This is a genomic window from Francisella noatunensis subsp. noatunensis, from assembly GCF_009823375.1.
GTDB lineage: Bacteria > Pseudomonadota > Gammaproteobacteria > Francisellales > Francisellaceae > Francisella > Francisella noatunensis.
In genome coordinates this window covers 1-10962 of record NZ_WBSX01000057.1, presented here as the reverse complement: position 1 = coordinate 10962, position 10962 = coordinate 1, and the positions used below count along the sequence as shown (strand labels likewise).

Sequence of the window (10962 nt, the reverse complement as noted above, 5' to 3'; positions counted from 1 at the left end):
CTATCTCAGCATTATAGTCACTATTTATACTAGTGCGATTAAGTTCCTTTTTTATAGCTCTTTCACTATAGCCAATTTTATTGGCTATTTGAGATGTTTGGTATCCTAATTTAAGTAATTCTTCTATGCAATATCTATTTGAAAGAGTTAAGTGCTTTGGCATTTTTTAGTTCCTTATCGTTTATTTTAGTTTCGTCAAAACCTAATAAACTATATTTGGAACTCTCTTTCAACTATTTAAAACTTTCAGAATACAATCTAGCTAATAATTAAATTGGATATCAGAAATTCTTATTTATGATATTAGAAATTTAAATGAGTAAAAAATTAGATAATAATCTTTATAGATCGATTTTTAGACTTTTTGCTAGCGCTTTGAGTTTTTTCATAGTTTCTGGAAGTTTTCTGATAGCAATCCATTGCTTTGCTAACTCAGTATCTTTGTAAGCTGGGTATCCCATATGATTCTCGCCAGCAGGGACATCCCACATTACACCAGCTTTGCCACCGATACGAGCACCACTACCAATCTTAGTATGGTCTTTGATACCAGCATTACCAGCAATAACTACTCCATCGCCAACCACTACAGAGCCACTGATACCAGCTTGTCCACATATCATACAGCCTTTACCAATAATGACATTGTGACCTATCTGGACTAAGTTATCAATTTTTGCATAATCACCAATTATTGTTGATCCATATTTAGCGTTGTCAATACAAGTGTTTGAACCGATATCTACAAAACTGCCAATCACAACATTACCGATATGCGGAATTCTGACAATGCTTCTACCATCTTCAGAAGGTCTGTAGCCAAACCCATCTGTGCCTATAGAGCAGTTAGAATATAGTCTACAGAAGTGTCCTATGACTGTTCTATCTCGAATTGTAACACTAGGCCATATAATGCAGTTAGTACCAATCTTTGTATCGTTATAAATACATACATTAGCGTAGATTATTGTATTATCTCCAATCTCAACATTTTTACCGATGTATGCTCCTGGACCGATTGAGACATTTTTGCCGATTTTTGCTGTTGGGTCAATAACAGCCTTTTCATGAATGCCATTTTGTTCAGGGTATGGTACAGAAAAAAGCTCTAATATTTTAGCCATTGCTAAATCTGCGTTATTCACTACCAATAGTGGCTTATCATTGATTTTTGCTAACTCAGTGCTGATCTTATCGCTGACAATAGCAGCTGCAGCTTTTGAGTTTTTCCAAAGTTTGATATGTTCACGCTGATCTATCAGAGTTAAATCATTTTCATTTGCTAAATCTGCGTAATTAAGTCCTGAAATAGTGATTTCATCAGAAGGTGCGTTGATTATTTTTACTTTCAGAGTATCTGAAATTTGTTTTAAAGTGTGTGGCAACATCTTCCCCAAATGTATATTTATACTACAAAGATATCATATTTGAGCGTATTTTGATATCAACTAAAGCCGTATCAGTCACCAACTCCAAAATCAGTATTACTAACAAGTATTTCAAATTGAGGATCGTTGAAAAGATCTTTGTATTCTTCTAGGAACCATTTTTTGAGCTCTTCATCTGCTTTTATTGATGTTGTGTTGTTTACATATAGGTTCAAAGTTGTGTGATTGAAGTGTTTTTTAGCAATCTCAATATCTTTTTTTATTATTTCTTTTGATTGACCTTTGACACCAATTAAAAGACAAACAGAATCAAACAATTCACTTAATTGTTTTGGAGAGCTATGAAAGAAGCCTTTATTTAAGACTTTTTCTCTAAATTGATTATCAAAACTTTCTAAGCCTGTTTTGATAAAAATATCAGTCTCAAAAAGATCTTTGATTTTGTGCAGATGGTCTTTGTACATCCAGTGCGCTTCAACAAATAATAATCTGATATTTTTCTCTTTGACTATCTCTTTGATAAGCTGTTTAGTTGCCTGAGGAAGTTCAAATATATTGCCGGAATTTATTATTTCTAGAATACCAAATTCTCCGGTAATATTGTTTAAAATATCAAGGTTAATAGCGTTGATTTCATCGATATTTTTTGAATTATCTAATATGTAATCGCAAAATGTACATTTTCCATAAGCACAAGGTCGACTTTTTAGTAGTACGATTTCTCTTTTGTAGCGATGAACATCTGTGATTTTGCTATAACGATCCATTATTTGATGTACTCCTGTGCTTGTATTAAGGCTAGTTCATCAGTGTTTAATTCGTGTGTAACCCTGAAGATACCATCTAAGCACTTGGTAACTAAGTTTAGAGCTTCATCTAGTGTTTTGCCTTTTAGAAGATAGCTTAAAAACATCGCTGCTGTGATATCACCTGAGCCACTAACTTTAGGTTGGACTTTATATTTAGCGGATTCTATATATGAGAAGTTGTCGTTTTGATATATCGCTATACCAGTTTTATTTTTATCAAAAGAAACACTAGTGGTAATTATTATTTGTTTTTTATTTTTTGTTATTGAAATTAGTTTTTGGCATGCTTTGACTATATCACTATAACTGTTTATTGTCGTATCACTTAGTACACTTAGCTCAAATAGGTTAGGTGTGACTATATCAGCTAGTGGTAATAGGTGTTTTAAGAAGATTTTAGGATGGTCATTTGATGCAAAAATATGCCCTGTTTCATCTTCATCATATTTGTCACCAAATACAGGGTCACAGCAGTATAGGCTAGCTTGTTTTTTTTCTTTAAGTAAAATGACTGTATTTGCTATGACTTTAGCAATATCAACATTACCAATGTAGCCAGATAATATGGCATCTTGCTTTTCTAGAAAACCATTGGAAATCATTCCATCAATAACATTTTGGATATCTTCAGCACTAAAAAAAGATCCTTTAAAAAAATCATATTGAGTATGGTTTGAGAGCTGTACTGTATATATTGGAGAGACTTCTATACCAAGTCTTTGCATAGGAAATACAGCAGCTTTGTTACCCGCATAGCCGTATGCTACATGAGACTGTATAGACAATACTTTAGGGATGTTCACATTCATATTATAATCCTAGATTGCTTCTGATATTTGCTAATAAGTTAACCGAAGTTTGCTGATCTCCAAATTTACCCATCTTAATAAATAAACTTACAGTATCATTTTTGGTCTTGAGTAGATTGATATCAAAATTATCTATACCTGCTTTATTAAAAAAGCCTTTGTCTACAGTATAGGTACCTGTGATTTCAGCAGAATTATTGTCCATATTGCTAGTTTTTATTTTATCATTATTATTATTTAAAGCTAAAAGAGTAGCATTGTAGACACTCTGTAGGCTGGTGTTATTTATTTCAGCACTAAGTGTACCGTTAGCAAGTCTTATAATTGAGTCTCCTGTTGTACTTAGGTCCTTAGATAAATCAGTGTTGTTAGAGCAACTAGTAAGAGCTAGATTTACTAGTATAAAATGAGTCAATAATTTAAGAGTTTTCATGAGGATTATACTAATTTATAGATTAATAGCTTAAATTTTATAGCAGTATTAAGTCTTTGTAAATTAGCTATATCGAGCCTAGGCTCTTGAAAAACTAATAACAACCCCTATACTCTACAAAAGAAGATAAGAGGTTTTGGAGAGACTGTGTCTGTATATAATCAGTTTGAAGAATTATTAGAATTCTTAAACAATCGTGTTGTTGGTCAAGAAAATTTAAATAAGCGCTTGTTGATAGCATTGCTAGCTGGAGGACACTTACTCGTAGAAGGGGCTCCGGGATTGGCTAAGACAACCGCGATCAAAACATTGTCTGAAAGTATAGATTGCTCTTATCATAGAGTGCAGTTTACATCGGATCTTTTACCAGCAGATTTGACAGGTACAGAGATGTACATACCTCAGCAACAGAGCTTTGAATTTCAGTCTGGACCATTATTTCATAACCTATTACTTGCTGATGAGATAAATAGGGCGCCTGCAAAGGTTCAGTCGGCATTGCTTGAGGCTATGGGAGAGAAGCAAATCACAGTGGGTAAGAAGACTTATCCTTTGTCTAATCTTTTTATGGTGATGGCTACGCAAAACCCAATTGAGCAAGAAGGTACTTATCCACTTCCTGAAGCACAGTTAGATAGATTTATGCTTTTTGTGAAGATTGAGTATCCGGATCCAAAAACTGAAGCAAAGATTCTGGCTATAAGTAGAGGTGAGTCACTAGGACAGAAGTTGCGCTACCCAAATATTTCTCAAGAAGCAATTTTTGCAGCACAAAAAGAAGTTTTGAATGTCCAGATGTCAGCAGCTCTTGAGCAATATATTATTGAGTTGATTCTGGCTACTAGAGACCCATCAAAATATAGTCCAAGTATCAAAAAATGGATTGCCTTTGGTGCAAGTCCTAGAGGAACTATAGCATTAGATAGAGCAGCTCGAGCACATGCTTGGTTATCTGGCAATGACTATGTATCTCCTGGAGATGTTCATGCAGTTATATATGAAGTCCTACGTCACAGAATATTATTAACATTTGAAGCAGATGTTGATGGTATTAAAAGTGATGATGTGATTACTGAATTGCTAAAGGCTGTGCCAATCCCTTAGAGTATCCTCAATGAAAAGTTATAAAGGTGTTAAGGCTGATATTCAAGAGCTTTTGAATCATCGCTATCAGGCAAAGTCACTAAAATTATTTGCTAATCAGAAAGTTAATACGACTAATGCTGGTACAAATATTTCTAATGCAAAAGGTCGTGGCATGGACTTTGATGAGGTTAGACATTATCAAGCAGGCGATGATATTAGATTGATGCACTGGTCACTTACAGCAAGACTTGGTAAGCCATACACTAAAGTTTATCATGAAGAGCGTGAACGTAGTCTGTATTTTATTGTTGATCAAAATAGTACAATGAATTTTGGTACAAGGGAGTGCTTTAAATGCGTTAAGGCTGCTAATACACTAGCGTTATTAGGGTTTGCGTTAGAAGCACATGATAAGGTTGGTGGTATCATTTTTGATGATCAAGGCTATAACTTCTATCCCGCGAAACAAGATAAATCAGCGCTGATCAAAATGTTTAATTTTATAACGACTGATCACAAAGATTATCAGCTTAAATCTCAAAAGAAATTAGCAGATGTTATAAAGTTTCTGTATGCGAAAGTTCGTAGTAATAGTGTGATAATTATTATTAGTGACTTTAGTAGTTTTGATGAGCAAGCAAAACAGTATCTTAAATTATTGAGAGCTAAAAATGAGGTTATAAATATCTTTAGTTATGATCCTATAGAAAAGGAGTTACCTGCTTTAGATACATATTATTTTAGTGACGGTGAGCATCGTATAGTATTAGATGCTGCGAGTAAGAAACAAAGAAGTGTTTATAAAAACCTTTATCAAGAAAGATACACTGCGATAAAGGATTTTTCACGTAAGAATAAAACAGGGTTTATTGAGATAGCGACAAATGATGATCTGGTTAAAGCAATAAACTATGGGATAGCTAATTATGCAAACTAATGATCTTTTGGCTCAATTAAAAGATATTTATTTGCCTGCAAGGGTCTCTCAATGGTGGCCTTTAGCTTATGGTTGGTGGTTACTTTTAGGTTTGATTGTACTAACTTTTATTATCTTCTTGATTATTCTACATTTTAGGAAAAAGAGAAATAGTTACAAGGATTCTATTGTTAATGATTTTAGAAGGACAATAGAAGAGACTCAACAAAATAAACCTAAAGAAGCTTTGCAAAATATATCTGTATATCTAAAAAGAGTAGCATTACAAAAATTTCCAAACCAAGAAATCAAAACTCTACATGGTGAGCAATGGCTTGAGTTTCTTGACTCTAAAATGAAAAAGCAAAATTTTAAAAATACCAAAGCTAATATGCTGGTAAATAGTTATAGAGCTATCGAATTAGATAGACAAACGCTAAATGAAATTTTGACTGTGGCAGAGCAGTGGCTAAGGAGAGTATTGTGATTAATATAGAATATCCTTGGTTTTTGGCTTTGATTATTTTACCTCTTATGAGCTATTGGATATTTCCAAGGGTAAAACATGATAAGCAGCTAGCACTAAAAACACCTTTTTTTGATCAGTTAGAATCTCAGTTGAGAGGCAATAAAAATGGAGACTTTACCAAAGCAAATTATCTTAAATATATTCTAAGTACTATTTGGATATTATTGATTATTTCAGGTTCTGGTATCCAGTGGTTAGGCAAACCGGTTAGCTTGCCACAAAGTGGTAGGGATCTTATGATGTCTATTGATCTGTCTGGTAGTATGGCTATCCAAGATATGCAGAAGTCAAATGGTAAGATGGAGTCAAGATTTGATCTTGTAATGCGTGTTGCTAATGAATTTTTAGATACCCGTCAAGGAGATAGAGTAGGTTTGATACTTTTTGGTACTTGGGCATATTTGCAAACGCCGTTGACTTTTGATATTCCAACTGTCAAAAAAATGCTTGATGATGCTAGTATTGCTTTACCAGGTCCACAGACTGCGATAGGAGATGCTATAGGTTTAGCAGTTAAGAAGCTCAAAAGATACCCAGGTGACTCTAAAGCTCTTGTTTTGCTAACAGATGGTGAAAATAACTCAGGAGCACTACAACCTTTGCAGGCAGCGGAACTTGCTAAACAATATCACATAAAAATATACACCATAGGTTTGGGTGGCGGACAAATGATGGTTAAGACTACTTTTGGTGAAAGATTAGTTAATACATCAGAGGATCTAGATACAGAAGTATTACAAAAAATTGCGACAATGACTGGAGGAAAGTTTTTTAGAGCGCAAAATAGTACTGATTTGAAACAAGTATATGAGTCAATAGATCAGCTAGAGCCGATAGAGTCAGACAAAACAGTAGTTAGACCTGTTAGATATCTATATCCATGGAGTCTTGGTCTTGCATTGCTGTTAAGTTTTGTAATGACTATGGTATGGTTGAAGCGTAGGAGAGGATATTAGTATGGATTTTCATTTTCTGCGTCCGTGGTGGCTGTTGGCATTAGTGCCTATTGTAGTTTTTGTTATTTTACTTTTTAGAAGTTCTTCACAAGCAAATAGTTGGGCTAAGTATTGTGATAGTCATTTGTTAGAGCATGTAGTTGTAGGTAAGCAGTCAAAAACTAAAAAGTCATTGGTGCCTTTTTTATTTTTGTGCTTGTGGATTATATCTGTGATAGCATTGGCAGGTCCTACATGGAAATATAAAGATGTGCCTGTATATCAAGAAAATGTTTCGAGAGTTATTGCTTTAGATGTTTCACAGTCTATGGACACTACAGATGTTTCTCCAACTAGATTTGAGAGGGCAAAATATAAGACTTTGGATATTTTGCGTAGAATAAAAGAAGGTCAGGTTGGGATGGTAGTATTTTCAAGTGAGCCATTTGTTGTCTCGCCATTAACATCTGATGCAAATACTGTTGAGAACCTTGTCCCTGTTATTAATTCAGATATTGTGCCTGTGCAGGGTAATAATATCTATAAGGCTATAGAAAAATCTGCTCAGTTAATCACTCAGGCTGGTGCAAAAAAAGGTCAGATAATTTTGATAACAGATTCAACACCATCAGCTGATGCTATCGCTAAAGCGAAACAGTTGGCAGAGCAAGGTATAGATACTGATGTATATGCAATAGGAACTCCGAAGGGGGGTATCGCTAAAGATGACAAGGGTAATTATATAAAAGATGATGGAGGCAATATCCAGTATTTTGGTATAGATCTGAATCAACTTGAAGCATTAGCAAAAGCTGGATCTGGAAAATTAGTGACTTTAACTGTTAATAATACTGATGTTAAAAAGTTATTATCAGATACACAAGGCAATGGTAAAAAGAAATCAGATAAAAGGTCGGCAAATATCTTTTGGCAGGATGAGGGGATTTATTTTATTTGGTTACTAGTAGCTATGAGTTTACTATTTTTTAGAAGAGGTATTTTGGAGAGAATATGTCGCTAAGAAAATTAATATTTATCTTGTTTCTATTGCCATGTTTTTGTTTTGCAAATAAGTGGAATGATTTATGGCAAACAAGAGATCAGCAAGGCATGAGCTATTATGATAGTGGTAATGCAAAAAAGGCAGCTGAAGCTTTTGAAAATAGTAATTGGAAAGGTTCTTCATACTATAAGGCCGGAGACTATCAAAACGCATATCAAGAGTTTAAAAAAGATGATTCAGCTAAAGGGTTGTATAATCAGGGTAATGTCTTAACGCATATGGGCGAATACAAAAAAGCTATAGATGCATATACAAAAGCTATACAAAAAAGACCAGATTTTGCAGATGCAAAAGATAACTTAGAAGTAGCTAAAGAGCTAGATAAACAAAAAGATAATCAGCAGAATTCTCAAGACAACAAAGACAACAAAGACAACAAAGATAACAAAGATAACAAAGATAACAAAGATAACAAAGATAACAAAGATAACAAAGATAACAAAGATAACAAAGATAACAAAGATAACAAAGATAACAAAGATAACAAAGATAACAAAGATAATAAAGATAATAAAGATAATAAAGATAATAAAGATAATAAAGATAATAAAGATAATAAAGATAATAAAGATAATAAAGATAATAAAGATAATAAAGATAATAAAGATAATAAAGATAATAAAGATAATCCTGAGCAATCAGATGCAGCAGATCAGCGCCAACAAGAACTAAATGACAAAGAGACGAATAAGCTTCTAGCTGCGATAAATGATAATCCAGGGGGACTTCTTAGAAATAAATTTGCACGTGACTACCAGAGGATGATAGGAGATGAGCGTGAGAACTAAATTATTAAAATTAGTAAGTATACTTTTGCTGTTAATCGCTGGATTGAATATTAGTTATGCTAATGTCACAGCTAGTGTGGATAATACTCATCTTGAGTATGGAGAAACTTTTGAGCTAATACTCCATCTAGATGATTTTGACACCCAACCTGACTTAGATGTTTTAGATAAGGATTTTACAGTTTATAATACTAGTACTAGTAGTAAGACTACTGTTATAAATGGTAAATCAAGCTCACAATTTGAGATGATTGTCACGCTTATGCCAAATAGATCGGGTAATTTGACAATACCTGCGATTGAAGTTGGTAATCAGTCAACAAAGCCAATCTCTATAAAAGTAGATAAAAAACTCTCAAGTGAAGAAGCAAGTAATTATCAGGATATATTTGCTATAGGAACACTAGCTACAAGCGAAACTTATGTTAATGTGCCTGTATTGTATACTTTGAAGCTGTATTATTCGACACCTATTTTAAGTCTAAATCCTAGAAATTTTGATATAAAAAACTCTGAAATAAAACAAACCAATCATAGAAGAACTTATCAAAAACGCATTAATGGTAAAATGTATGATGTTGTTGAAGAAAGTTTTTTGATAATTCCACATAGAACAGGAACTATTGCTATTCCAGCTATTGCAATGCAAGCGACTATTCCTAATACATTTGGTCAGTTAGGAACTAGGGTCAAGAGCTTCTCTACCGATGCTAAATTCTTAAGAGTTAAGCCAATTCCTGAGAAAATTGCTATTAAAGATTGGTTCCCTGCATCAGATGTTAAAATTAGTGATAACTGGTCAGCAGGAGATACCATAAAAGAGGGAGAGCTACTAACTAGGACTGTAACTATTAAGGTAAAAGGTGTCCTGAGTGAAGATATTCCAAAATTAGAATTTAAATCTTCTGATGCTTTTAATGTTTATTCTGAAAAGCCAGTACTTGAGGATATCGAGCAAGGTGGCCAGCTAATAAGCACAGCGACCTATAAGATTGGTTATATGCCTATTAAGCAAGGTAAAACAACAGTTCCTGCTGTTATGTTAAAATGGTTCGATATTGACAATAGTAAGTCACAACTTGCGACAATAGCTGCGAAAACATTTGATGTCAAAAAAGGCACTATACCAAGTACAAGTTTTAATGCAAATAGTCAGGCTACTACACCACAAGTTATAAAAAAGGTTGTTGAGGATACTTTTTGGCGAAATGTTGCAGTAGGACTTTTTGTACTATGGCTGATTACATTTATGCTACTCATAAGATGTAAGCTAACTCGTAAAGCTAAAAGTTCACCTAAAGAGGCATTTGTTACAGATGATAAAAATTCTGTAAACATAAAAGATATTAAAAAAGCATGTGCTAAGAGAGATAATATACAGCTTCAAAAAGCAATTATTGGTTGGGCAAATACTAAGAGTAATAAGCAACTCTTTTCATTATTAGAGGTTGCCGAGATATTCACGCAATTAAAAGAGCAATTAAAATCGTTAAATGCGAGCATATATGCCGGAAAAAGTTTTAGTAATTACCAAGAACTGTTAAGTTTAATTAAAAGTACAACAAAAAATACTAAATCTAAATCTGATACACTAGTTAAAGGTTTGTATGAGTAGGTGGGGATCATGAAAAAATTTTTATTAAGGCTAGATTGTATTCTCAATGTTTATAGAGATACCAAAATGTACTTCATTAGGTGTCAAGTAATTTAAACATTTCTTAGGTCTATTATTCAAGTCTATCTGTAACTTTCTAATGTATTGATGAGATATATTGTTAAAGTTAGTACCTTTAGGTATAAATTGTCTGATATACCTATTCATGTTTTCATTAGTACCTCTTTGCCAAGGACTGTATGGATCAGCAAAGAATACTTTGATGCCAGTCTTGCTAGTTAGCTTCTTATGTTTAGCAAACTCTTTACCATTATCAAATGTAGCTGTTAATATTTTATGACCATTAGATACTTTGTACAATATTCTATTGATTGAATTAGCTGTTCTATCTATAGACTTGGCTAAAATAGTAAATCTGCTAGCTCTATCGACCATTGTTACAATAGCACTTTTATGGTCTTTACCAACAATAGTGTCACCTTCAAAGTGATAAAGATTTTTTCTATTAGCACTGCTAGGTCTTTCAGAAATACTCGCTCTATCCTTTATCTTAACTTGTTTAGAGTCACCTTCTTTTTTGTATTTATATTG

The 10962-nt window shown here is 33.4% G+C and carries 13 protein-coding genes; 7 read left to right on the top strand and 6 right to left on the bottom strand.

What is annotated here, in order from left to right; all coding sequences use genetic code 11:
* From F8C69_RS05930 to F8C69_RS05910, 5 genes are all read right to left on the bottom strand, one after another.
* Positions 1-163, bottom strand: a 163-nt coding sequence (locus F8C69_RS05930) for a helix-turn-helix domain-containing protein (RefSeq protein WP_159183823.1), incomplete at its 3' end; no start/stop codon positions are given.
* A 178-nt stretch (positions 164-341) separates the two neighbouring features.
* On the bottom strand, positions 342-1385 hold the full coding sequence (gene lpxD / locus F8C69_RS05925) for a UDP-3-O-(3-hydroxymyristoyl)glucosamine N-acyltransferase (protein ID WP_159184549.1): 1044 nt from the start codon (positions 1383-1385) through the stop codon (positions 342-344).
* 74 nt (positions 1386-1459) lie between these two features.
* A complete protein-coding gene (locus tag F8C69_RS05920; RefSeq protein WP_159184548.1) occupies positions 1460-2155 on the bottom strand; it encodes a radical SAM protein in 696 nt (231 codons plus the stop codon).
* Positions 2155-3006 (bottom strand): pyridoxal kinase, encoded by an 852-nt coding sequence (gene pdxY, locus F8C69_RS05915; protein ID WP_159184547.1) that lies wholly within the window; start codon positions 3004-3006, stop codon positions 2155-2157. Before pdxY ends, F8C69_RS05920 begins: the two co-directional genes overlap by 1 nt.
* A gap of 1 nt (position 3007) precedes the next feature.
* The gene (locus tag F8C69_RS05910) at positions 3008-3439 is read right to left on the bottom strand and encodes a DUF3568 family protein (RefSeq protein WP_159184546.1); all 432 of its coding nucleotides are present in this window, start codon (positions 3437-3439) and stop codon (positions 3008-3010) included.
* A gap of 147 nt (positions 3440-3586) precedes the next feature.
* On the opposite strand from F8C69_RS05910, the gene F8C69_RS05905 reads away from it, so the two are divergent.
* The 7 genes from F8C69_RS05905 to F8C69_RS05875 are packed head-to-tail and all read left to right on the top strand — an operon-like array spanning position 3587 to position 10371.
* Positions 3587-4543, top strand: a complete 957-nt coding sequence (locus F8C69_RS05905; RefSeq protein ID WP_159184545.1) for an AAA family ATPase — start codon at positions 3587-3589, stop codon at positions 4541-4543.
* Positions 4544-4553: 10 nt separating this feature from the next.
* Positions 4554-5462, top strand: coding sequence for a DUF58 domain-containing protein (locus F8C69_RS05900; RefSeq protein ID WP_159184544.1), 909 nt, complete (start codon positions 4554-4556; stop codon positions 5460-5462).
* Positions 5452-5928 (top strand): DUF4381 domain-containing protein, encoded by a 477-nt coding sequence (locus F8C69_RS05895; protein WP_004286655.1) that lies wholly within the window; start codon positions 5452-5454, stop codon positions 5926-5928. Before F8C69_RS05900 ends, F8C69_RS05895 begins: the two co-directional genes overlap by 11 nt.
* Entirely contained in the window at positions 5925-6926 is a 1002-nt protein-coding gene (locus tag F8C69_RS05890) for a vWA domain-containing protein (protein WP_159184543.1), read from the top strand. The genes F8C69_RS05895 and F8C69_RS05890 overlap by 4 nt, the downstream gene beginning before the upstream one ends.
* Before the next feature lies 1 nt (position 6927).
* The gene (locus F8C69_RS05885) at positions 6928-7926 is read left to right on the top strand and encodes a vWA domain-containing protein (RefSeq protein WP_159184542.1); all 999 of its coding nucleotides are present in this window, start codon (positions 6928-6930) and stop codon (positions 7924-7926) included.
* The gene (locus tag F8C69_RS05880; protein WP_159184541.1) at positions 7917-8756 is read left to right on the top strand and encodes a tetratricopeptide repeat protein; all 840 of its coding nucleotides are present in this window, start codon (positions 7917-7919) and stop codon (positions 8754-8756) included. Before F8C69_RS05885 ends, F8C69_RS05880 begins: the two co-directional genes overlap by 10 nt.
* On the top strand, positions 8746-10371 hold the full coding sequence (locus F8C69_RS05875) for a BatD family protein (RefSeq protein ID WP_159184540.1): 1626 nt from the start codon (positions 8746-8748) through the stop codon (positions 10369-10371). The genes F8C69_RS05880 and F8C69_RS05875 overlap by 11 nt, the downstream gene beginning before the upstream one ends.
* A gap of 30 nt (positions 10372-10401) precedes the next feature.
* On the opposite strand, the gene F8C69_RS05870 is transcribed toward F8C69_RS05875, so the two are convergent.
* On the bottom strand, positions 10402-10962 hold a 561-nt coding region (locus tag F8C69_RS05870), incomplete at its 5' end, for an IS30 family transposase (protein ID WP_159183759.1).